General features: G+C 53.9%; 20 protein-coding genes and 2 tRNA genes. 9 read left to right on the top strand and 13 right to left on the bottom strand.

What is annotated here, in order from left to right; all coding sequences use genetic code 11:
* Window positions 1–54 precede the first annotated feature (54 nt).
* From LF252_RS15355 to LF252_RS15345, 3 genes are all read left to right on the top strand, one after another.
* Window positions 55–267 carry a hypothetical protein gene (locus LF252_RS15355; RefSeq protein ID WP_226270454.1) on the top strand — a complete coding sequence of 71 codons (213 nt, stop codon included), beginning with the start codon at window positions 55–57 and terminating at the stop codon, window positions 265–267.
* 199 nt (window positions 268–466) lie between these two features.
* The gene (locus LF252_RS15350; RefSeq protein ID WP_226270453.1) at window positions 467–1,198 is read left to right on the top strand and encodes a metal-dependent hydrolase; all 732 of its coding nucleotides are present in this window, start codon (window positions 467–469) and stop codon (window positions 1,196–1,198) included.
* Between the two features lie 636 nt (window positions 1,199–1,834).
* Complete coding sequence (locus LF252_RS15345; protein WP_317197859.1) at window positions 1,835–2,818, top strand: NYN domain-containing protein; 984 nt, start codon at window positions 1,835–1,837, stop codon at window positions 2,816–2,818.
* A 97-nt stretch (window positions 2,819–2,915) separates the two neighbouring features.
* On the opposite strand, the gene LF252_RS15340 is transcribed toward LF252_RS15345, so the two are convergent.
* Window positions 2,916–3,404, bottom strand: a complete 489-nt coding sequence (locus tag LF252_RS15340; protein ID WP_226270451.1) for a PaaI family thioesterase — start codon at window positions 3,402–3,404, stop codon at window positions 2,916–2,918.
* Between the two features lie 45 nt (window positions 3,405–3,449).
* The gene (locus LF252_RS15335) at window positions 3,450–3,890 is read right to left on the bottom strand and encodes a GNAT family N-acetyltransferase (RefSeq protein ID WP_226270450.1); all 441 of its coding nucleotides are present in this window, start codon (window positions 3,888–3,890) and stop codon (window positions 3,450–3,452) included.
* Between the two features lie 142 nt (window positions 3,891–4,032).
* On the opposite strand from LF252_RS15335, the gene LF252_RS15330 reads away from it, so the two are divergent.
* The gene (locus LF252_RS15330) at window positions 4,033–4,524 is read left to right on the top strand and encodes a YajQ family cyclic di-GMP-binding protein (protein ID WP_226270449.1); all 492 of its coding nucleotides are present in this window, start codon (window positions 4,033–4,035) and stop codon (window positions 4,522–4,524) included.
* A 53-nt stretch (window positions 4,525–4,577) separates the two neighbouring features.
* On the top strand, window positions 4,578–5,348 hold the full coding sequence (locus LF252_RS15325) for a TerC family protein (RefSeq protein ID WP_226270448.1): 771 nt from the start codon (window positions 4,578–4,580) through the stop codon (window positions 5,346–5,348).
* Between the two features lie 77 nt (window positions 5,349–5,425).
* Here LF252_RS15325 and LF252_RS15320 read toward each other — a convergent pair whose 3' ends face one another.
* The 4 genes from LF252_RS15320 to LF252_RS15305 all read right to left on the bottom strand — a co-directional run bounded on the left by LF252_RS15320 (window position 5,426) and on the right by LF252_RS15305 (window position 10,054).
* On the bottom strand, window positions 5,426–6,169 hold the full coding sequence (locus LF252_RS15320; protein ID WP_226270447.1) for a J domain-containing protein: 744 nt from the start codon (window positions 6,167–6,169) through the stop codon (window positions 5,426–5,428).
* Window positions 6,166–6,582, bottom strand: a complete 417-nt coding sequence (locus LF252_RS15315) for a hypothetical protein (protein WP_226270446.1) — start codon at window positions 6,580–6,582, stop codon at window positions 6,166–6,168. Before LF252_RS15315 ends, LF252_RS15320 begins: the two co-directional genes overlap by 4 nt.
* Window positions 6,583–6,653: 71 nt before the next feature.
* Window positions 6,654–9,326 carry a T9SS-dependent M36 family metallopeptidase gene (locus LF252_RS15310; RefSeq protein ID WP_226270445.1) on the bottom strand — a complete coding sequence of 891 codons (2,673 nt, stop codon included), beginning with the start codon at window positions 9,324–9,326 and terminating at the stop codon, window positions 6,654–6,656.
* 185 nt (window positions 9,327–9,511) lie between these two features.
* Complete coding sequence (locus tag LF252_RS15305) at window positions 9,512–10,054, bottom strand: RNA methyltransferase (protein ID WP_226270444.1); 543 nt, start codon at window positions 10,052–10,054, stop codon at window positions 9,512–9,514.
* Window positions 10,055–10,287: 233 nt separating this feature from the next.
* Here LF252_RS15305 and mutS point away from each other — a divergent pair, with 233 nt between their 5' ends.
* The 4 genes from mutS (at window position 10,288) to LF252_RS15285 (ending at window position 14,973) form a co-directional block, all read left to right on the top strand.
* Entirely contained in the window at window positions 10,288–12,999 is a 2,712-nt protein-coding gene (gene mutS / locus LF252_RS15300; RefSeq protein ID WP_226270551.1) for a DNA mismatch repair protein MutS, read from the top strand.
* Window positions 13,000–13,275: 276 nt separating this feature from the next.
* Window positions 13,276–13,351: transfer RNA gene (locus tag LF252_RS15295), tRNA-Gly, on the top strand.
* A 140-nt stretch (window positions 13,352–13,491) separates the two neighbouring features.
* Window positions 13,492–13,574: transfer RNA gene (locus tag LF252_RS15290), tRNA-Leu, on the top strand.
* Window positions 13,575–13,683: 109 nt separating this feature from the next.
* On the top strand, window positions 13,684–14,973 hold the full coding sequence (locus LF252_RS15285) for a site-specific integrase (RefSeq protein WP_226270443.1): 1,290 nt from the start codon (window positions 13,684–13,686) through the stop codon (window positions 14,971–14,973).
* Between the two features lie 46 nt (window positions 14,974–15,019).
* On the opposite strand, the gene LF252_RS15280 is transcribed toward LF252_RS15285, so the two are convergent.
* The 7 genes from LF252_RS15280 to LF252_RS15250 all read right to left on the bottom strand — a co-directional run bounded on the left by LF252_RS15280 (window position 15,020) and on the right by LF252_RS15250 (window position 20,996).
* Complete coding sequence (locus LF252_RS15280) at window positions 15,020–15,832, bottom strand: hypothetical protein (RefSeq protein ID WP_226270442.1); 813 nt, start codon at window positions 15,830–15,832, stop codon at window positions 15,020–15,022.
* A gap of 160 nt (window positions 15,833–15,992) precedes the next feature.
* A complete protein-coding gene (locus tag LF252_RS15275) occupies window positions 15,993–16,685 on the bottom strand; it encodes a KilA-N domain-containing protein (RefSeq protein WP_226270441.1) in 693 nt (230 codons plus the stop codon).
* Between the two features lie 39 nt (window positions 16,686–16,724).
* Window positions 16,725–16,925, bottom strand: coding sequence for a hypothetical protein (locus LF252_RS15270; protein ID WP_226270440.1), 201 nt, complete (start codon window positions 16,923–16,925; stop codon window positions 16,725–16,727).
* Window positions 16,926–16,927: 2 nt separating this feature from the next.
* Window positions 16,928–17,221: a hypothetical protein gene (locus LF252_RS15265; RefSeq protein WP_226270439.1), complete on the bottom strand. Its 294-nt coding sequence runs from the start codon at window positions 17,219–17,221 to the stop codon at window positions 16,928–16,930.
* On the bottom strand, window positions 17,218–17,508 hold the full coding sequence (locus LF252_RS15260; RefSeq protein WP_226270438.1) for a hypothetical protein: 291 nt from the start codon (window positions 17,506–17,508) through the stop codon (window positions 17,218–17,220). The genes LF252_RS15265 and LF252_RS15260 overlap by 4 nt, the downstream gene beginning before the upstream one ends.
* 330 nt (window positions 17,509–17,838) lie before the next feature.
* Window positions 17,839–19,713, bottom strand: coding sequence for a leucine-rich repeat domain-containing protein (locus tag LF252_RS15255; RefSeq protein WP_226270437.1), 1,875 nt, complete (start codon window positions 19,711–19,713; stop codon window positions 17,839–17,841).
* A gap of 65 nt (window positions 19,714–19,778) precedes the next feature.
* Window positions 19,779–20,996 (bottom strand): SH3 domain-containing protein, encoded by a 1,218-nt coding sequence (locus LF252_RS15250; RefSeq protein WP_226270436.1) that lies wholly within the window; start codon window positions 20,994–20,996, stop codon window positions 19,779–19,781.
* Window positions 20,997–21,026 lie beyond the last annotated feature (30 nt).

Genomic DNA, 21,026 nt, shown 5'->3' with positions numbered 1-21,026 from the left:
ATCTTCCCATCCCCACCCGCGCTAGTTCCTGTCTTCCCCGGCTTTGCCTTGCTCATGACTACTTCCGCGACCAATCCGTCCCCCGATGAGTGGGATGATCTGCTCAACCACCTGCGCCACGTTCGGGAGCAGGTGCAACAACACGGCCCCCTGCCTGATGAAGAAAAGGCGGAGGTAGCCGATGCTTTCCGCCGGGGCCTGGCCCTGCTGGAAAACCAGGTGCGTGACATTCAGGGCAACCTGAAGGGCAGTTCCGGTAACTGGTAAGCTGGCTTGAGGCGTCAACAGGAGCGAAGCTGCCTGCTGGGTAAGCTCCCCCTGTTGTCACTGCTGGAGCCCTATCTATACCCTTGGTGGCGGCCCCAGCGCGCCGCCGGTTAGGCCAGCAAATTGTGCTAGCTGAACCGTATTTAGGAACGGTGCCGGGTGGTATCTTCGCGGCCCTTTTACTGTTTCTGCTTCTTCCGTGCGCGGCTCTTCTCACTTGGCCATTGGCCTCATCACCGGCGTAGCCGTGGCAGCTCTGGTGCCCGGTGTCCCTTTCTCGCCCGCAGGTATTGCCCTGGCCGGTTTCTCCTCCTTGGCTCCTGACCTCGACCATCCCGGCTCCCGACTTAGTAAACGCCTGGGATTCGCCCAGAACTACGTGCGCTGGGCCTTTATTGTGGTAGCCGCAGGCTTGGCCTTGTACACGCACTTCCAGCTGCCGCCCGGCCCCGATAGGCGCATGGGCTTCACGGCGGCGCTGGCGTTTGGCCTCATCGGGGCCGCCATGCAGGGCGACTCCACCCGCAAGCTGGCCCTGCTGTTCACGGGCCTGTGCACGGTGGTGGCGGGCCTGTACACCGGCTACGTGTGGCTCAGTATGCTGGGGTGTTTCGTGGCGGTGGCTCCCTTTACCGCTCACCGCTCCTGGACGCACACCATCTGGGCCGCCGGCCTTTGGACCTACATCGGGCATCTGGCTAACCAGAGCCTGGGCTGGCACGGCGTTGCGCTGTTTGCCGGCGGCGGCTACGTTTCCCACCTGCTGGCCGATACGCTTACCAAAGCCGGGGTAAAGTGGTTCCGACCCCTAACCGATGTCTGCCTGAAAATCCCGCTGATCCGAACGGGCTCTAAAAGTGGCAACCTGCTGGAAGTAGCTATTTGCACAGGCTACGCGGTGTTGGTTGCGCTACTGTGGCTAAGTAGATAAAAATGTTAGATTGATTCTAAAGAACTCGGGGCTGTATCTTTGTGTCTTGGATACAACAGCCACTCCGCGACGTTAGTCCTCAAATGCTGTGGCTTTAGCCATCAAGTACATGGGTTGAACGAGTAATGGCCGCATAGAATATAGGAAATAACTACTTTTGGTAGAAGCTCCGGATTACGTTTTTGGATTATTGAAAGAAGAAGCCATACAGGAGTTTGCCAGGAGCTTAGCGCCCTGCCTCGCCAAATATTAGACAGAACGTATACGAATTGTATTATATGAGAAAATAGAATATATATAGATAACTTGCTATTTAAGCGCAGGTTTCTGAAAATTACTGCAGGCAAAAAATGCCAGAATGCTCAGCATGAGCACGAATTATTCGGCTCTTCATGCGTCATTCATCGTACAACATTGTCTTTGCCTGTAAACAAGCATCGTGCAGTGCCCGTCCTCTGAACAGCTCACATGATTATGTGGTAAAAAAATCCGCTCTATGGATTTTGGTAATACCGTAAGTTTGATACTCAGTATCTTTGACCTGACCTGGCTACCCGCCTTGTCATACCGAACCAACCTACCCGCTCTTACTCACACACACCTTTTTGCGCTCAAACCGTTTCTTGTATGAACCAGATGAATAGCCCTCTGATCAGGATCGGCGTCTTCTATGACGGCAATTATTTCCTGAAAATCAGTGATTACTACTACTTCCAGCATGACCGTAAGGCCCGCATTAGCTTAGAAGGCCTGCATGAATTTATCCGTCATCAAGTAGCTGAAGAAGAAGACGTAGACGTACGTCTCAGCCAGATTATTGATGCTCATTTCTTCCGCGGCCGCCTCTCGGCTACGGAAGCACGGGATAAGGACCGCCTGTTCCATGACCGCCTGTTGGACGATATCCTGATGAACATGGGTATCCAGACGCATTACATGCCCCTGAAAACCCGCGACGGGCGGTTGCAGGAGAAGGGTATTGACGTGTGGCTGTCATTGGAAGCGCTGGAGTTGGCCATCCACAAAAGCTTCGACGTGGTAGTGCTCATTGCCGGCGACTCCGACTACGCCCCCCTGATTAAGAAGCTGAACACGGTAGGTACCCGCGTGATGCTGCTGAACTGGGACTTCAAGTACACCGATTTCAAGGGTGAAAACCGCGTAACCCGTGCTTCGCAGCAGTTGCTGGACCAAGCTACCTATCCGGTGCAGATGCACGAAATTATTGATCAGGGGCTCAACAGCAATGATGAGCTGATTGAAACAATGTTCGTGAATACGCCCGAGCCGGCTGCTTATCCGGTGGTAAAACCCGTGCGCCCCACTGGCCCTACGGCTGCCGGGCCGGTTGGTACGGTTGGCATCAGCACCATCAAAAACCTGAAAAATGGCTTCGGTTTTGTGGTGATGCCTCCGAACAACTTGTTCTTCAGCTACGCCGATATGGCCGAGGGCGACTTTAACGAACTGCGCGAAGGTGACTGGGTTGAATTTACGGTAGGCCGCAACCACCGTGATGAGGACTGCGCCCGGAACGTACGGAAAGTAGAAGCACCGGAATTGGACGGTGACGAGTACGACCATGAGCACGAATCGGCTAGCTCGCCCGAACGTCTGTAACCACCACGAATTATAGCGGTTCGGTACGTTGAAAAAGCCGCCAAAAACTTGCTTTACGCAGGTTTTTGGCGGCTTTTTGCATAAGCCAGGATGACAGCTACATTGGATTCTGGCCTTCTTCGTCTGAGGGAAACAGCAGGTCGTGGAAGTCGCGCTTGGTGGCGGGGTAGCGGTTAAAGGTGCCCAAGCCACGGGCTACCACCAGGTTGTCGCGGGCAGGGCATACAATGGTGGCGCTGCTTACCACCAGGGTTTTGCCGCTGTGCTCCACTGTGCCGTGCGCTACTAGGTGGTCGTGCAGGTGTACCGGGTGGAGGTAGTTGATTTTAAACTCAACCGTAGATACCAGTTCACCCGCCGTGAAAGCCAGCGAAAGCGCCGCCGCACCCAACGCCGAATCCATGAGGCCCGCCAGTACCCCGCCGTGGCAAGTGCCCGGCGAGGAGAGGTGCTCGGGGCGAATAGTCATGGTGTAGCGTACCTCGCCGGGCTGGGTCATGAATAGCTCCATGCCATTGGTTCGGCCGTACTGGTTGATCTGGTTGTAGATGGCGATGAGCGTGGCGGCATCAGGGGCCTGTTCCATGAAGGGAAGGTGTAGTGGGAGTAATGTGACTGTGCGTAAGGAGCCTCAGGAAAGGTGCTTACGCATCAGAAAATGCGGAATCTGGCCAAATAAGGTATGCGAGGGCTCTACTACGGTGTACCCGTGCCGTTGGTAGAAGGGAACGGCGTTTTCGCGGGCGTGCAGCACTATTTCCCTGAGGCCTTGCTGGCGGGCGGCTTCCTCCAGGTATCCAAGCACCTGCCCGCCCAAGCCGCGGCCCTGCCATGCCGGATGCACGGCCATAAAGCGCATCTGGCCCTGGCCGGGGCCGCTGGGGTGCACGCGGCCAACGGCCGTTGCGTACCCCTCGGGAGCCAGCACAAGCGCGTGCGTAGTAGTGGGGGCCAGGTCATCGTCGGCCCGCTCCGAGCCTTCGGGCTGCTGCCAGGGCTGGCGCAGCACTTCGTAGCGCAGGTGATAATACGCGGCCCAGTCGGTGGCCGAAGCGGGAGAGGCAATGTGCATGGGAAGAGGATAAGTGAGTGCCGTAGCGAATTACGGATAACTCACGTACAATTTCAGCTGGGGCGGCGGGCCCTGCAGTTGCTGCTGTATCTTTGGCGCCCTGACTCTCCCTGTTCTCATCCCTGATTAACTTCTTTTACCCATGGCATCTTTCGATATTGTAAGCAAAGTGGACCCGCAAACTCTAGAAAATGCGGTAAACACGGCCAAAAAAGAACTGCAAACCCGCTACGACCTGCGTGACACCAAAGGCGGCATTGAACTCGACAAGAAGGCTAATACCATCACCTTATCTTCGGAGAACTCCATGCGGGTACAGGCCTTGGAAAACATCCTGCTGGGGCGCATTGTGAAGCAGGGTATCGATGGCACTGCCCTGGATTTTTCGGCCGAGGAGCAGCCCAGCGGGGCTTTGGTGAAGAAGGTGGTGAAAGTGCGCGCCGGGGTAGATAAAGAGGTAGGCCGCAAAATCATCAAGGCCATCAAGGATGCCAAAGTGAAGGTAGAGGCCCAAATGCAGGACGACCAGGTGCGCGTAACGGCCAAGAAAATTGATGAGCTGCAGGCGGCCATTGCCGCCGTGCGCCAGGCCAGCATTGAGCAGCCCCTGCAATTCGTAAATATGAAGTCCTAAGCGCGTAGTCAGCTCCTGACTCTCCACTCCGTCACCTCACCACAACCGGCTTCATGCACTTCGATTTTTCCGTTTTCTCCAACCCGCAAACCTGGGTAAGCCTGCTCACGCTTACGTTCATGGAAATTGTGCTGGGTATTGATAACATCATTTTTATCTCCATCATCGTCAACCGCCTGCCCCGCGAGATGCAGAAGCGGGGGCGCAGCATCGGGCTGCTGCTGGCGCTGCTGTGCCGCATTGGGCTGTTGCTGAGCATCAGCTGGATTGTGGGTCTGAAAGCACCGCTGTTCCACATAGACGTGCCGTGGGCCGACCACGACTTCGGTGTAACTGGCCGGGACCTGATCCTGCTGGCTGGGGGCTTGTTCCTGATTGGTAAGAGCACCACCGAAATTCATACCAAGCTGCAGGGCGAGGAAGAGGAAGCTGAAGCCGGTAAAGGCGGCACTTCGATGGGGAGCATCATCTTTCAGATTATCCTCATCGACATTGTGTTCAGCTTCGATTCCATTCTGACGGCGGTGGGCTTGGTCGATAACGTGCTGATTATGATTCTGGCCGTTATCCTCTCAATGGGCGTGATGCTGGCCTTCTCAGGCGTAGTGGCCGATTTCGTGAACAAGAACCCCACCATCAAAATGCTTGCTCTCTCCTTCCTGATTATGATTGGGGTGATGCTGGTGATGGAGGCTTTCCACAAGGAAATCGAGAAAGGTTACATCTACTTCGCTATGTTCTTCTCCCTGATTGTGGAAGTGCTGAACATGCGCCTGCGCAAGAAAGCAACCCCCGTGCACCTGCGCGACTCGCAGTACGACTAAGCCGCACGTAACCGGTTGTCCGTAAAAAATGCCCGCAGCTTTAGCTGCGGGCATTTTTTATAGGGTTGCGGGGAATATCAGGACGCTACTACCCGGTGCAGCATGAGCCCGACGATACAGGCTGCCACCATAGCCGCTACCAGCAGATACACCCGCACTACCAACGACAGCCTGGGCCATTGTGTAAGCAACGCCACGACCAGCACTATTCCGCTAAACCAAACAAGGGCGAGTCTAGGAGACGCTACGGGTAGCGCTTGTCCATTAGGGAGCCAGGCTTTGTGTACAATGCGCATAAGCCTGGAGCGTTCCAGGCGTAGCTGAGTAGTAGCTGCTGGTATCGTATCGGGTGACGGGAAAATGCCCTTATCCGTAATGCAAAGTTGAGTATAGGCCGGCGCATGCACCCAATCCACGGTTAGTAGCTGTGCCGTTGTGGTGTAGCGGAGCACGTAATAATCCAGCAGCACACCCACGGCTAGCCCAATCAGTAGCCGCCCCAGTATCTGCACCGGCCATACATAGGGCCGTAGATTGTAGCGGGACCGGGGGCGCCTGGGGGCGTAGGCACGGCGGTGGGTGCGCGGTGTAGCAGAAGCTTGTACCGGCGCTACGTGTTGCTTCCGGCGCATATCGTACGCTGTCCGTCGGACCGGTTCGCTGAGCGTTTCATAGGCTTCATTGATGCGCAGAAACTGCTGGTGCGCCGCCGGATCGGGTGTGCGGTCGGGGTGGGTAAGCAGTACCAGCCGCCGGTACGCCCGCCGGATATCGTCGGGGGTAGTATGCTCCGGAATGCCTAAGTCCTCGTAATAGCTCATGCCGCGCTACTTAGCGTCGCTACTGCAGCGGCCTGGTCCTGCACGCGGCGGCTGGCCAGCTCCAGCAGCCGGCGGTTCAGCTCGGGGCGGTGCTGGCGGTAAGTGGCCAGCTCGGGCCGGGTGAATTGGCCCACTATTAGGCCCACAATAGTATAGCGCAGTTTCGTGTTGCGGCTGAGTAGCTCCGTCAGGAGCCGTTGCTGCTCCGTGCCAGCGGCAGACGACAATGGAATATGGTGGTCACGCACAAAATCAGCTACTACCAGCAGCAGCACATCATGCTGGAGCTTGAGCACGGGCCGCAGCGTCGTGTGCAGGAAATGCGCAACCGGAGTATCATTGGGCGTAGCGGAAACCTGCACAGTTGGGCGCAGTGCAGCTAATGCGGCGTCGGGGCGGTGAAAGTCGGACATGAGTGATGGAAAAAATAAACCCGCCCGGCAACGTGCCGGGCGGGTTGTATTACGCAGTATCGTGCCTCCGCTTAGTGTTGCACGGCTACTTTCTTGGTAATGGTGCCCTCCGAAGTAGTGAGGCGCACCACGTACACACCGGCGGCCAGCTTGCTGGTGTTCACCGTTACGCCTTCCTGCTGGAGGCGGGCGGCGGACACCGTTTGCGTGCTCACGCGCTGGCCCAGCAGCGAAACTACCTCTACCTGTACCGGCAGGCGGCTGCTCACTTGCGTGCGCACCATTAGCTGATCGGTAGCGGGGTTGGGGTATACTTCTAGCATCTGCTCGCTGAGCTGCTTGGTGCTCAGGATAGAGGAGGGCAGGTCGAAGGCAGCTTTCTGGTCGGTGAGGACGTTGCTGCTGCCCTGTACGGCGCTGGCACCCATGCCACGGCGGGCAAATACCTGCCAGATGAGGGCCGCGTTGGCGGCTTTGTTGTTGATGGAGTCAGCCTTCAGAATGGCGTTACGGCCGTCCAGGAAGCCTGGGTTGCAGGGCTGCAGCTTGCAGCCATCCAGCACCAGCTGCAGGGCAATGTTGTTACCGCCGGTTTTGGCCGTCAGGTCAGCATTGTAGCCGTACTTGTTGATCAGGGCCCAGTTCATATCCCACAGGGCAGTAGCCCACACGTAGCCAATATTGTGTACCTGGTTGCGGGTTTGGCCGTTGCCATCTACGTAGGTATTGTAAGCGCCGGTGCCAATGAGGGCGTATGTAGCCGGGTTAATCTTCGTATCAGTGCTGTAGCGGGTCGGGCGGATGCCCTCACCCGTGGTGGGCTCGAAGGAAGCGTACGTGCCAATGCCGCGGCCGGTAGTGCCTACGTCACCGGGCTTGGTAGTCATCCACAGCGCGAAGAAGTCACTCCAGCCTTCACCCATTTGCTCGGCGCTGGTGAGGCAGCTGGAGTTGGCCGGGCCACCCGTGAGGCGGTTGGAAATACCGTGGCCATACTCGTGCGCAATGATGCCGTTATCAAAGTCACCGTCGCGCATGTAGTAGTTACCGGAAGCCGTAATGGTAACAGTCTGGCCGGCAGCCAGCGCCGCCTTGAGTTTGTCGCCGTCCGATTTCAGGATAGAAATAGCCGGAATACGTACGCCCACGGTGTCAGCCGAACCGCCCATCACGATGGGCGTTGTGCCACCCACGGTGTTGTCGATAATCACCGCCATCTTGGCCCCGGCGTTCTGAGCGTTTTTCACTTTCAGGCCGAAGTTGCAAGTGCCACGGTCGATCAGGGCAATGTTGCCACTCACGTCAGCGGCATTGGCGTACGTAGCGTTGCAACCCAGCGTGGGGTCGGTGCTGCCGTCGTTGGCCAGTACCAGCTTGCCCGATACCGGGCCTACTTTCACCAGCTTGCGGCTGAAGTTGGCTTCGTTAGCTACCAGCGGCCCGGCTAAGTTGCTGGGTGCCGTTACGTTGATGGCAAGCTCCGAACGGTCCCACAGGTACATCTGCATCCGGGGGCGGGTACCATCCACGGGAGTGGAGAAGTTGGCGTTGTTGAGGCTTACCGTAGCAGCCGTCGATGCGTCCTGGGCTTCCGCTTGCACGTAGTCGTTGCCGAGGCCGGCGCCGGTGTAGTTTTTCACCTGGAAGTTGCCGCTCACTTCGTCAAAGCCTTTGCGGGCCATCACGTCGTGCATCAGGTTGTTCCAGTAGAACAGGTTCACTACGGCTGCGTTGAGGTTGCTGACGGGCGTAGCAGCCAGGGAGTTATCAAACGGGAAGTCGAACTCCAGATTCGCACCACCATCGGGGCTTACGTTGGTGCCGGCCGTGTAGGTGTTGGTGTTTTTCCGGTCGTCGTAGGCGTGCACGTTATTACCGCGCGTGATGGTGTATTCCGGGCCAGCGGCACCGTTGGTATCGTGCCAGCCGAAGGGCGACGTCACGGCGTCGGCCGGGTTGGTTACCACCTGGCGGGCACCGTGCGAGGGGCTTTCCACCGTAATGGGCCACACATTGTAGCTGTTAGGGGCAGCAGGCTTATGCGCCGTGGTGGGGGCCGGAGCCGGTGCAGTAGCAGCGGCCATAGCCAGCGGACGGGTCAGCGAGGCAATGCTGAAGCTCTCCGAAATGGTATAGTCGGTTTTGTCGAGCAGGGCACCGGAAGCCGCGTCCACGCGCACGTTCCAGTAATGCTCCCCGTTGAGCGGAGCCAGCGTTACGTCCCACACCAGCTGCAGGCTGCCGTTGGACAGCGGCTGGTACATCAGCTTCACCGGAATCTTATCCAGCGAGATGCCTCCGTCGTTGAACTCCATGCCCTCAGCGGCCGAGCCGGCTTTCTCCAAGCTCAGGCTGCGCGGTGCGCCCATGCCCAGTGCCTTGGCAGCGGCGGCTACGGCTTGCTCCGGAGTAAGTGAAGGAGCTGCGCTACGCGCCTGAGCGGCTACGTTGGACACGAAGTTGCTATGCAGGTCGGTTACTTTGCCGGCCTGGCTGAGGTGCACGTCGGCTACGGCTCCGTACACTTCAATGCCCTGTACCCGCTGCCGTAGATATACGTGCGTGATACCATTCTGCTGGTCGGTGTACTGGCTGGTAACCGTAGCATCGGTCAAATCCGCAGTACGCAGGCCCAGCTTCGACTGACGGGCCTTGAGCGCCCCCAGCGCCTGGTCCAGCGGCGAGGTTTGGGCGGCTGCCAAGCCCGGTAGCACCAGCATAGAGGCCAGCCCGAGCGTCCGCATGAAAGCAAGAGTAGAAGTTGATTTCATTAACTGCAAATAACAGTGAGTAGTAAGTGAAGCAAATGCAAAACGGACTACCGCGCTGGGTAGTCCGTTCAAATTTACACAACAATTGGCTGTTTTTATGCCTAATTCAGCAGAGAGTTTTATTAAAAATTAACAAGTTGGTAGTCGGGCCTCTAGGCTTACTTTGTAGAAGCCTGCCCTAGGGCCTGAATAAAGTGCCACAGCACCACCCCGGCGGCTACGCTCACGTTCAGGCTGTGCTTGGTGCCGAACTGCGGAATTTCCACCGCCGCGTCGCACAGGGCCAGCACCTCATCATCCACCCCAAACACCTCGTTGCCCATTATCAGCGCGTAGGGCTGGCCGGCGGCCACCCGAAACTCGGGGAGCGGTACGCTGCCGGTGGTCTGCTCCACGGCAATCAGCTGGTAGCCGGCGGCCTTCAGCTGCCGCAGCGCCTCCAGGGTAGTAGGCGCGTACTCCCAGGCCACCGACTCGGTGGAGCCCAGGGCCGTTTTGGTGATTTCGCGCTGGGGCGGGCGGCCCGTAATGCCGCAGAGCCACACTTTTTCCACCGCAAAGGCGTCGCAGGTGCGGAAGGCGGCCCCCACGTTGTGCAGGCTCCGCACGTTGTCGAGCACTAGGGTGAGGGGGAATTTTCGCGTATTTTTGAAGTCTGCCACCGTCAGCCGGTTCAGCTCTTCCATGGAAAGTTTGCGCATACCGGCAAAGGTAGGAACACCGGCGCTGGTGGCGGCTGTTGGGCCCGTAGCGCGAAGCCTTTGCTTCGCGTGCTGTTGAACGGCTTTTTTGCCGCCCGCCGTCCCCCGATACGCGAAGCAAAGGCTTCGCGCTACATTCCTTACTCGTGAAAACCAAATCCGCCGATTCTACCAAAAAGCCTATCCGCACGCACGGCTCCCTGGGGCCCGCGCCCGTAACCGATACGCCCCTGATGCAGCAGTATTACCAGCTGAAGCAGACGTACCCCGGCGCGGTGCTGCTGTTCCGGGTGGGCGACTTTTACGAAACCTTCGGGGAGGATGCCGTCACGGCCTCCCGTATCCTGGATATTACCCTCACCAAGCGCGGCGCGGGCACTTCCTCCGAAACCCCGCTGGCCGGCTTCCCCCACCACGCCCTCGACAACTACCTGCCCAAGCTGGTGCGGGCCGGGCAGCGCGTGGCCATCTGCGACCAGCTCGAAGACCCCAAGCAGGCCAAGGGACTGGTGAAGCGGGGCGTAACGGAACTGGTAACGCCCGGCGTGAGCCTGCACGACAATGTGCTGGAGCGCAAGAGCAACAACTACCTCTGCGCCGTGCACTTGGGCAAACAGGAGGCCGGTATTTCTTTTCTGGACATCAGCACCGGCGAGTTTCTGGTGGCCCAGGGCACCCTGGAATACCTGGGCAAGCTGCTCCAGAACTTCCAGCCGGCCGAGGTACTGTTCTGCAAGAAAAGCCGCCGCGACTTCGAGGAAAACTTCGGGCCCGACTACTGCCACTTCGCCTTGGAAGAATGGGTATTCGGCTTTGATTACGGTTACGACCTGCTCACCCGCCATTTCAACACCACGTCCCTCAAAGGCTTCGGTATTGACGGGTTGCGCGAGGGTATTACGGCCGCCGGCTGCATCCTGCACTACCTGGCCGAGACCAAACACACCGACGTGGGCCACATCGGCAGCATCGGGCGGCTGGAGGAGGATAAGTACGTGTGGCTCGACCGGTTTACGGTGCGCAACCTGGAGCTGGTGCAGCCCCAGCACCCCGGCGGCGTGCCCCTCATCGACATCCTCGACCAGACGGTGACGCCCATGGGCGCCCGCCTGCTGCGCAAGTGGGTGGTGCTGCCCCTAAAAGAGCCCGCCCAGATTCAGCGCCGCCTCGATACGGTGGAGGCTCTGCTGCAAACCCCCGAGCTGCTGGAAAACCTGCTGCAGCACCTGCGCCAGATCGGCGACCTGGAACGGCTGATTTCCAAGGTGGCCGTGCGCCGCATCAACCCCCGCGAGTTGCTGCAATTGGCCCGGGCCCTGGAGGCCATTGGGCCCATTCGGGAGCAGCTGGCCGCTTCCGGCGTGCGGGCCCTGCAAAAGCTGGCCGACCAGCTCAACCCCTGCGCCGCCCTGCGCGAGGAAATCCAGACCAAAATCAAGGCCGATGCGCCCATTCTCACCAACCAGGGCGGGGTACTGAACGACGGCGTGGACCGGGAGCTGGACGAGCTGCGCCAGATGGCCTTCTCGGGCAAGGACTACCTGTTTCAACTCCAGCAGCGGGCCATTCAGGAAACCGGTATTTCGTCCTTGAAGGTGGCCTATAATAAGGTGTTCGGCTACTACCTTGAAGTCACCAACGCCCACAAGGACAAGGTGCCCACCACCTGGATTCGGAAGCAGACGCTGGTAAACGCGGAGCGCTACATCACCGAGGAGCTGAAGGTGTACGAGGAGAAAATCCTGCACGCCGAGGAGCGGCTGTTCGTCATCGAGCAGAAAATCTACAACGACCTGGTGCTGTTTGCCGCCGAGTACGTGGCCCAGATTCAGCAGAACGCCCGTGCCATTGGCGTAGCCGACTGCCTGGCCTCCTTCGCCGCCACCGCCCGCCAGCACCGCTACGTGAAGCCGGTGGTGGATGATTCCACCAACCTCGACATCAAGGCCGGCCGCCACCCCGTGATTGAGCGCCAGCTGCCCCCCGGCGAGCAGTACATCCCCAACGACATCTGCCTCAACCAAGACGAGCAGCAGATTGTGGTGATTACCGGCCCCAACATGGCCGGTAAATCGGCCCTGCTGCGCCAAACCGCCCTGATTGTGCTGCTGGCCCAGATCGGTTCCTTCGTGCCCGCCGATGCGGCGCACGTGGGCGTAATCGACAAGATTTTCACCCGCGTGGGGGCCTCCGACAACCTGAGCAAGGGCGAGAGTACCTTTATGGTGGAGATGACCGAAACTGCCTCCATCCTCAACAACCTCTCCGACCGGAGCCTGGTGCTAATGGACGAAATCGGGCGCGGCACCAGCACCTACGATGGTATCAGCATTGCCTGGGCCATTGTGGAGCACCTGCACAACTCGCCCAAGGCCCGGGCCAAAACCCTGTTTGCCACCCACTACCACGAGCTCAACCAGCTGGCCGACGACTGCCCGCGGGTGCGCAACTACAACGTGGCCGTAAAGGAAGCCGATGGCCGCATCCTGTTCCTGCGTAAGCTGCGGGCGGGCGGCTCCGAGCACAGCTTCGGGATTCACGTGGCCCGCATGGCCGGTATGCCTACCTCCGTGGTGCTGCGCGCCAACGAAATCATGCACCACCTGGAGCAGGAGCGCACCTCGGCGGGCGTCGATACGGACCAGTCCACGGAATTTGACGACGTACTGGCTGGCCTGGATGATGAAACGGGTGGCAAGGTGGTGCCCCTGAACGGACAGCCCTCCGCAACCCGCCCCGCAGCAGCCAAAGGCCCCAAAGCCCAGCCTGCCGCCGCCGTCCACAATGCCCCCCGGCCCAATCTGCAGCTGAGTATGTTCGAGCCCGCCGACCCGGCCCTGGAGAAAATCCGGGAGTTGCTCGACCGCCTCGACGTGAACACCCTGACGCCCATTGAGGCCCTGCTGAAACTAAACGAGTTGAAGCTGGCCGCCGCTGGCAAGTAACCAGCCGCTGGTTGTTGCCATTTTTTCGCCCCGCCCTCCCCCGGCTCCCGCATTTCTGGTGCGGTAAGCCGGGGGAGGGCGGGGTGAAATGTTGAGTGCGGGTTAGTTGATGACGTATTCAGGGTGGTTTTTCTGAAAAATTTTCTGGCTGAAAATCAGTTGCTAATGCCCTTTTTCGTCGAAAAGAGCAGTTTTTTTTGGTGGAGGCTCTTGACTTCAAGGATTCCTGTACTACCTTTGTCACATCAAAACGCCACTACGGCGCCAAGATCGAAAGCGAGAGTAGCTCAGTTGGTAGAGCGCGACCTTGCCAAGGTCGAGGTCGCGAGTTCGAACCTCGTCTCCCGCTCCAAAAAAGACCCTGCTTATTCAGCAGGGTCTTTTGCTTTATGGTAAGTCGGTTTTCGCAGGACAGGGCCAGAAAAGGCCGGTATCTGCAGTCGGCATTTGCCGAATTTGCCGTTACTTTGTTGCGGTAACCAATACCAAATTGCCAGAGTGGTGTAATGGTAGCCACGAGGGACTTAAAATCCCTTGTCTTCACGGACGTACGGGTTCGAGTCCCGTCTCTGGTACTTTTTAGCCTCCGGGCACGCAAAAAGCCGTCTCCAACCTCGTTTCCAGCTCGGAAACGCAGGTTGGAGACGGCTTTTTTGCGTCAATTGTTTGACAAATGTTTAACACGTGAGTTTTACTGCGTCCATCAGCCTCCGTAAACCTGCACAGAAGAACGGGTTGAACACCCTGCGCTTGCAGGTCATCATCAACCGTAAGGTGCTGCTGCTGCCACTAGACATAGCCTGGCCAGCGTTCCTGTTTGATGAGGAAGCGGGGTGGTGCTTGGCGCGGCTCACGAAGAACAGGCCCAAGGGCTATAAAGAACTCCTAGCCCACACAGAGGCGATGCTGGGCCAGCCTCTGGAGCAGATGGCTCAGGACTACAACCTACTAATTGGCCAGGCCCGCGGCCGGGCCAATGATATCTGCGTCAAGTACCGGCTCAGTGGGCAGGTACTCACGGCCGACGAGTTTTTGCGCCAGTACACGAGTGGAACGAATAATGCCGACTTCCTGAGCTACATGGAGGCCCGGATAGCGGAGAGGGCCAGGAAGGGACAGATATCGGACTCTACGCGCATCAAGCACGTCACCACGTGGCGTAAGGTGCAGGAGTTTGCCCGCACGTTGCCCTGCAACCAACTCGGGAAAGGAGAGACCAAGACCCCGATGCTCCCCTTCCATCTCTTCACCCACAAGTTTGCGGGTGATTTTGATGCGTGGCTGAAGAAGGTGCATAAAAGCTGCATCAATACTCGCTCGGGGCGGCACCGGAATGTGAAGACGTATCTAGAACTGGCCCGGCGCGACAAGATTGCCTTTGAAGACCCGTATGAATACTTCATTAACTCCGTGGTGGCGGGTAAATGGAAAGCACTGGGGGAGGATGAACTGGCGGCTCTGGAACTGTACTATACGCAGACGGAGCCAGGCTCAACGCATCGGCGGATGTTGCAGAAGTTTCTCTTCAGCTGCAACTGCGGCCTTCGTCTTGGGGATTTGAAGCGCATGGGGGAAGCCAAAGTAGTGGGCCAACTGGTAGAGTTGAAGGTGCATAAGACCTACCGCTACGATGAGAAGGAGCTACTGCTACCCATCACCAAGAAAGCCCTGCGTTACCTGGAGGAAAGCCGGGCCGAGAATGGTACCGATGGCTTCTTTCTCTATACTGACCAATACACCAACCGAACGCTCCAAAGAATAGGCGGGGTGCTAGGCATCAAAACCCGCCTGCATCATCACATCGGCCGTGAAACATTTGCTACCCATTTCATGCGAAAGGGTGGACGATTGGAGGTGCTTCAAAAGTTAATGGGGCACAAGAAGCTAAGCATGACAATGAAGTATGTGCATGTTGACGAGGCCATGAAGCAAGCTGAAATAGACCGACTGGATACTTTAGATAGATTGGGGTAGATAGACCATAAGTAGATGATCTACCTACCCCCTTCTTATCTAATGACTATTTAGTGGGTTTAAGCTGCTCCGTGACATACTTATAAAATTCAATAGTGTTAGAGTATTTGGGATATATATCTGGAGATAATGGACCCATTTTTAGGAAGTAATCCACTAACTCATTGCGAGTTCTCGCTTCTAGCCCCAACGATTTGGTATTTTTCATCCCAAACTTCTCTAGTTCATCTACAGATTGCTTCCAGATCATTGGCCACTTAACTGCAAGAGATTCAGTTGGCTTGGTTTTGAGAGGAACTTTGTATTTGCTGTAGACAGATTCAATTTTATGCCCATCTATCGCATTGTAAGTATCCAAGCTGAGATAGATTGATGGGCACGTAATCACACCTATCCAGTCTACGGCTTCGTACCATGAAGCGACTTCGTCAACTGCTGGGCCTATTAAAGCATTGCCCTGTTTGGAAAACTCGCCTACGCTAGTAGCTCCGCGTAACGGTATACCATGAATTATGGAATATCGGATGAGTAAGCCAGATATGATACCGTGCTCAAGTATTTGATCACGCTCGTGTCTTTTGTCATTCGCCGGATAGCTGACTAGCGCTATTGTATCAGAGATACTGACAACTTCATATTTGTGCCTTCCACTAGCACCGAGGAAAGCAGAATGTTCTTCAGCAACAGCTAGTATGCTTTGTAAATTTGCCAGTGGGTCTTGGTCCCTCTGTCTTTGCCAAACACCTTTCCAGCCAAGAATATCCAGCAGGGTTATAACACCTGTTTGCATAAAATTTTGATGAGATTTAGTTGAATCTCCAATGTATAAAAATGCCCGCTCCTTACTAGGAGCGGGCATTTTTATTCTTGCTTAAGTAGCTAAACTCAGGTTGGTACTCTTGCATCTACAGTAGGATGAACACGCTGTTCAGCGTGTTCATCCTACCCAAAATCAATCTCTGTTAGATGCATCTACTACGCTCGTCAACGCTGGGGTGTCTGTTCAGATACCCCAGGTGCTATCGACCTCTGAAGATGTCCAGTTGGCTTGCGTTGTTACGGGCAATGCGGCTGCCTACTGTGCGGAGAGTAGACTCTATTTGGCGGTATTCTTGGAACGCTGGGTAAGATTGTAGCTCCTGCACTAGCTCATCGCGCCGGCTGGTCAGTCGGATTTTCTCTCGTAGCACTTCATTGGTTTTGCGAGCATTCTCGAATAGTACTTTGTCAATCGTCTGGTAAATCCAGACTTCGAAACGAGGCTCCAGCCATGCGGCAAACTTCAAGGCTAGGAGGCGGTGCATCCAAGTTTCACCGCCCTCTGCCTGCCCAAGGTTGACAGTTCGGACGATGCTAGCCTCACTTGCAAGCTGATTTTGCTGACGCAAAACCGCGTTTCCAGCGTTTGCGAGTGTGGGAGCCACACTCGCAAACGCTGGAAACGCGGTTTTCATTTCCTCTATGAAGCGCTTGGTGTGTTCTTGACGCAGGAAATCAATGGGGCGCTTGCCGAAGATTTTACCCATTTCAGTGGCGTTAACCATGACGTCTTCGCCTGACAGGTCGAACTCGACGACTTGTTCATCATAATAGAATTCAAGTGCAGTTGTGCTCATGTGTTGAATTGTTTTTGATACGATAATGAGCCAAATGTATGTTGTTTTGATTCTAAAGTGATACATATATGTATCAATAATTAACAAAAAAGCCACGCCCAATGCAGGCGTGGCTTTTTGCTTGTGGTAGATGAGTTACCTCGGGCGGTGGCCGAGGTGTTCGGCTAGCTCCTCCAGGGCCTTGATGATGCCGGCGAACTGCATGTCGCGGGCGGTAGGCGGGGTGAAGGAGATGCCGTACCGCTCACAGAGGAGCCAGAGCTCCTGATCGGTGAGGGTGGCGGGGCGCACGAGGGGCAGGTTGGGCTGGTCCTGGGGTTCTTCGGTGGCTCCCATAGCTAGGCGGCGTTGGCATGGGAGGAAGCATCGGCGGCATCGGCCAGGTCCAGCAGGCCGAGAAGGAGCTGCTGGTAGCCGACGTAGTGATACTTGAACTGGGGGCCTTCTTCCTCCACGGTGAGGAGGGAGCGGGCCTCGGCCAGACAGCGGGCAATGCGCCGGGGCGGGTAGTGCTGGAGCAGCTGGCGTAGCTCCTCCAGGGCGGGGGCCGACACGCGGCTGTGCAGGGCCATGTAGGCCAGGAAGCAGGCGCTTTCGTGGGCGGGGGCGAGTTTTTCCGGGGGCTGGCTCATACGCGGCTGCACTTGCGAGTAGTGATGCTGTCGATGGCGGTGGTGAGGCTGTTAACCACGCCCAGGATGCGGCGCAGCTTGCGGGCCGAATCACACTCGGTTTCCTCGTGAATGAGGTAGGAGGAAGTTTCCTCAAGGGCCTCGACGAGGTAGTCCTTGTCGTTGCGGTACCGCTCGTGCAGCAGCTTGAGCAGGGGCTGCATGTCCAGCTCGTGGCCGGTAATGGGGTCCTTCACGAAGATGGCTTCGCTGGGGAAGGCTGGTTGGTCCAGGGTGTTGTTTCGCATGGTACTCTGGGGTTGGGGTGAAACAAAAAGACGCGCAATCGTCTGGGTAGGAGCTGCGAAACAACACACGGTTATTTTGGTGGCCTTACGGTACCACCACTCCTCCCAGACTTTTGCGCGTCTGAATACGACTCGACAGAAAACAGTTCTGCCGTGCTAGAAAATCCGTCTGATTCTGAGCACGGCAGTCGGCACCGTGTATTGTTTCGCGGTTCAAAGGTGTAGGGTTGGGAGGAAGGATGCAAGAAATCCTATCGAATATTTTTCAGTAGGGTAGAAGCAGCACGGCCCGCCAGTGGAGTGCTGGCGGGCCGTGAGAAGTAAATGATTTTAGAACATGTGGAAAAGCTTATCTGCCATGTTCGCAAGCTCTCCCAGTTGATTTGCATGCAGGGTCTTATGTGCAAGAGCTAAGGCTGCTTTAACCTTCTCAACTACTTCAGGTGCATCCACAAGTGCAATGTGGGCCTTATCAATTACCCTTTCAGTTACAGAGAAGAAGTTTTTAACTGCACCGGCTATACCACTGCGTTTCTGCTCAGCAACGGCAGTTTCTACTTGGCTGAGACTTTCGTCGAGAGAGTCTTCTTCGTTAGTAAAGCGTTGTAAAAGATTGTGTAGTTCTTGAAAAGGTTCAGTCTCTATTTTGAAATTAAGCTTTACAGTGTTGGTCAGGGATGCAATTTGCTTAGTTGTGTTAGTGCTGTTTTGATTAATTGCAATTGTTATTTTTTGCTTAGATATATCTTCTATTATTTTTATAAGTGAATCTCGATGTGATATTAGGTTTTCATTTTGAACTTCTAATATTTTAATTCTTTGTTCATATGCGTTTATTTTACTTTCAACCGTGAGTTGAAGTAATTTAATGTCTTGAACTAATTTATCTACTGTTATTTGATTAATTATGTTGTCAATTTTTTTGTTAATTAAATATTGTGTATATTCTGTAAATGCATTTTGAATATTTAATGCTTCAAAATCGTTGATTTCTTGTAGTTCAATTTTTAATCCATTTTCGTGTTTATTGACGTTAAATTTTATTTTGCTTCCTGATACTGCTTCATAATACTCGTCAAAATAAACTAAGTATTCCTGTAGAGGGCCTCTAAATATTTCTGGAATTTCTATTATTATTGATTTAAGTTTGTTGATTTCATTTAAGTATTTGTATACACCTAAAAGATCATATTTGTAAAATATTGAATCTTTATCAAGTTTGTTTCTTGTATATTCTAATTTTTCAAGATTGGGCATATAAGCAAGCTGAATTGGGATATCTCTTATTGATGTTTTTGTTATATTTATGGATTTTAACTTATGTAATTTAAGTATTTCCAATGGAAATTCGCTTATATTCAAATTTGATGAAATTTCTATGTGATTAAGATGGGTTAAATTGGATATATTTTCAGGTATTTTATCAAATGTGGCCCCGGATATTGAAAGTGTAGTTAAATTTCTACACTCGACTAATGATTCAGGGAATATTGTCATGTCAGTATTTGCGTCTAGATAAACATTGTCTAAGTCATGAAATTTTGAAAAATCAATTCTGTTGCAAGTCTCACCTTGAATATATATTCCCTGTAACTTGGTGCAGTTGTTTATTTCATTCGCCAATGATCTTATGATATTTTTGTTAGTTATTTTTGCATGTTCACCTGATATTATGCTAATCACTAATAGATTTGGTATTTTGCTTAATTTAATAGTTTGTTCATTTATATTTGATATGTGCATTCTAATATTTAGTAATTTTTTTAATTTTCTCACATCTCCTATGGTAAAATTATTTCCACTTAAACTTAAGTATTCTAAATTAATAGCTGTAGATATAAGCTCGCTTGCTTCGTCTTCTTTGTCTAATTTGATTTCCAAGGATTTTAGTCTTGGTAGTAATTCGGATATTTTTGATAAATCTAACTTGTCATATGAATTTATGCTTAATACCTTTATATATTTCCAGTCATTAATAATTGATAGATCGGAAATTCTATTAAGTCCAAGATCAAGCTGTGTTAAGCTGGGGAGTTTGCTTAGCCAATTTGGAATGTCTGTTAGCTTGTTGAATCCTAATTCAATTCTGGATACATCGTTAAATTTTTCAATAAATTCATCTTGGCTAATTGGAAATTCTGTTGTATCAAGAGATTTTAACCTGAAAATTCTATTCTTTGTCCAAGTGTATTTCTTTTCTTCCATGGTGTGGTTTAAATCGGGTTGTTTGTGAAATTAGGTTTATTATATTTTTATTGCAGGTGTAATATTTAATAATTATTTAGTGCGCTTTCTGCGGTAAGATATTTTTTCAGTGCCCAACCATGTACAGGTTCTTTGTTGTCATCTTGGAAGCTGATATACACCCATTTGCCTTTCTTGCGCAAAACCATCACTACTTTGTTGGGACTCAGCTTGTCAATGACTAGGCTGCGGCGATTTGGTTTTAGATGTACTTGAACTGCTCTTTCTACTTGGTATACAATTCCCGTTCTAGCGGCAGCCTTATTTGCTACCTGTATTAGGCGGGCGATATTAGAAGTGAATTTCGCCAAGTCCTTTTTGGTAGCTGCCTCAGGTTGTGATTTTTGCTCTACATAGGCATAAGTACCCAAAGCAGCGGTGAGAATGCTAAACCAGAATACAAACACCTGAGTACGTTTGCTTGGCGTAGTTGCTGGTGCGACAATAAGTAGGACAACCATCTGTTGGGCCCATAACAGCATTGATCCGAGACGCTCCTTGGTAATGGTAACACCAGCGACGAATGAGTTAATAAAGGTTAGTGCTGTTTCACCTATATCAGCGCTGAGGCCTAGTTCTTCCCACTCTTCTTTGGAATCTGCTGCTCTTGCCAAGTCTCCATATAGACTGGCCAATGTTTCCTGCAACGTAGCGGTTTGACCCAACCACGGTTTCGCAAGTACTGCGGTGCTAGCGAGCGTATTGAATCCGCCATCTTGGAAAAAGCTCTTCTGTATGGATTCGAACTGGCTAAGCCGATCAATTACCGTTGATGGTACCTTAAATGCTTGTAGGCTCGTCACGTATTGTGACGGAAACAAGTCGGCAATAGAACCAGCAGCTAAGCCCGCAACACGTGCTGCTTCAAAAAATGAAGCGGGATAAGCGGAGGCGACTTTGCTTCCAATATCTGTTGCGACATTCTGAAAGGCACTAAGTTTAGCGACAGAATCAGCCAGTCCCGTTGTTTTGAAGGCTCGATTGATGTCGCGAGCTTGAGCGGCTATTAAAGCCAAGTCTGTGCCGATGCTACCAAAGGCACTTTGGGCAATGTGCGAGGTGCGAAAGGCACTTAAAACAGTCTCGCTTAATGAACTTGTAGCTTGAAATGTTTTGCCAATATCATGTAGGCGAGAAATATGCTCCAAGCCAGCGAAGGGGCGCATGATGTTATCAACCCACGACAGGGAAGAAGGCAGTTGAGCAAACTTGTTGAGGGACGAAATAAGGTCTTCGCTGTCCACGTAGTACAGATAAGGTGTACCTAAAGCTAC

Origin of the sequence: Hymenobacter pini, assembly GCF_020421205.1 — a bacterium.
GTDB lineage: Bacteria > Bacteroidota > Bacteroidia > Cytophagales > Hymenobacteraceae > Hymenobacter > Hymenobacter pini.
Note: the sequence above shows the minus strand (reverse complement) of the source record. Positions and strands in the feature narration are given on the sequence as shown.

Excerpts from the sequence above, each read along its gene's own strand:
- LF252_RS15260 (WP_226270438.1), bottom strand. The coding sequence starts at position 17,508 with ATGCGAAACAACACCCTGGACCAACCAGCCTTCCCCAGCGAAGCCATC.
- LF252_RS15305 (WP_226270444.1), bottom strand. The coding sequence starts at position 10,054 with ATGCGCAAACTTTCCATGGAAGAGCTGAACCGGCTGACGGTGGCAGAC.
- LF252_RS15325 (WP_226270448.1), top strand. The coding sequence starts at position 4,578 with ATGCACTTCGATTTTTCCGTTTTCTCCAACCCGCAAACCTGGGTAAGC.
- LF252_RS15255 (WP_226270437.1), bottom strand. The coding sequence starts at position 19,713 with ATGGAAGAAAAGAAATACACTTGGACAAAGAATAGAATTTTCAGGTTA.
- LF252_RS15330 (WP_226270449.1), top strand. The coding sequence starts at position 4,033 with ATGGCATCTTTCGATATTGTAAGCAAAGTGGACCCGCAAACTCTAGAA.
- mutS (WP_226270551.1), top strand. The coding sequence starts at position 10,288 with ATGCAGCAGTATTACCAGCTGAAGCAGACGTACCCCGGCGCGGTGCTG.
- LF252_RS15280 (WP_226270442.1), bottom strand. The coding sequence starts at position 15,832 with ATGCCCGCTCCTAGTAAGGAGCGGGCATTTTTATACATTGGAGATTCA.
- LF252_RS15335 (WP_226270450.1), bottom strand. The coding sequence starts at position 3,890 with ATGCACATTGCCTCTCCCGCTTCGGCCACCGACTGGGCCGCGTATTAT.
- LF252_RS15345 (WP_317197859.1), top strand. The coding sequence starts at position 1,835 with ATGAATAGCCCTCTGATCAGGATCGGCGTCTTCTATGACGGCAATTAT.
- LF252_RS15310 (WP_226270445.1), bottom strand. The coding sequence starts at position 9,326 with ATGCGGACGCTCGGGCTGGCCTCTATGCTGGTGCTACCGGGCTTGGCA.
- LF252_RS15355 (WP_226270454.1), top strand. The coding sequence starts at position 55 with ATGACTACTTCCGCGACCAATCCGTCCCCCGATGAGTGGGATGATCTG.
- LF252_RS15340 (WP_226270451.1), bottom strand. The coding sequence starts at position 3,404 with ATGGAACAGGCCCCTGATGCCGCCACGCTCATCGCCATCTACAACCAG.
- LF252_RS15320 (WP_226270447.1), bottom strand. The coding sequence starts at position 6,169 with ATGAGCTATTACGAGGACTTAGGCATTCCGGAGCATACTACCCCCGAC.
- LF252_RS15315 (WP_226270446.1), bottom strand. The coding sequence starts at position 6,582 with ATGTCCGACTTTCACCGCCCCGACGCCGCATTAGCTGCACTGCGCCCA.
- LF252_RS15265 (WP_226270439.1), bottom strand. The coding sequence starts at position 17,221 with ATGAGCCAGCCCCCGGAAAAACTCGCCCCCGCCCACGAAAGCGCCTGC.
- LF252_RS15270 (WP_226270440.1), bottom strand. The coding sequence starts at position 16,925 with ATGGGAGCCACCGAAGAACCCCAGGACCAGCCCAACCTGCCCCTCGTG.